Source organism: Bacillus sp. LR--39 (genome assembly GCF_053613335.1).
The window spans coordinates 1-547 of sequence record NZ_JBSIOT010001440.1 but is presented as its reverse complement, the minus strand read 5'-3'; the positions used below and the strand labels follow the sequence as shown (position 1 = coordinate 547).

At 48.1% G+C, this 547-nt stretch carries 1 pseudogene; it reads left to right on the top strand.

What is annotated here, in order from left to right:
• Positions 1-34: 34 nt before the first annotated feature.
• Positions 35-545, top strand: a pseudogene (locus ACWHAR_RS31010) (DinB family protein).
• Positions 546-547: the final 2 nt, after the last annotated feature.

The window sequence follows — 547 nt, the reverse complement described above, 5'->3', positions numbered from 1 at the left end:
ACGTGATCTTTTATAAAAGGAGGAGGTCATTCACATGAACTTTCAACTCGAGGAAGCCATCGAAATCCTGGAGCGCACACCACAAACATTGAGTCAGCTGCTGACCGGATTATCAAACCCCTGGATCAGCTGCGATGAAGGCGAAGACACTTGGAACGCCTTTGATGTAGTCGGCCATCTGATTGAGGGAGAAAAAAACAACTGGTTGCCCCGAATCAAAATGATCGTGACAAAAGGAGCAACGGAAACTTTTCCGCCGTTCGACCGCTTCAGCCGACGGGAAAACGATTGAACAGCTGCTTAACGAATTTGCTGAAATCAGACGGGCGAATCTGAAAACATTGCGGCAGATTCTTGATCCTGAAACCGACTTCGAACAAACGGGGATGCACCCGGAGTTTGGAATCGTCAAGCTTAGAGAACAGATCTCAACTTGGGTTGCCCACGATCTCACTCACCTCTCGCAAATCGCAAGAGTGCTGGCGAAGCGGTATCAGGATGATGTCGGACCTTGGAAAGCTTATTTGCGGATTTTAGCTGAGTAAAA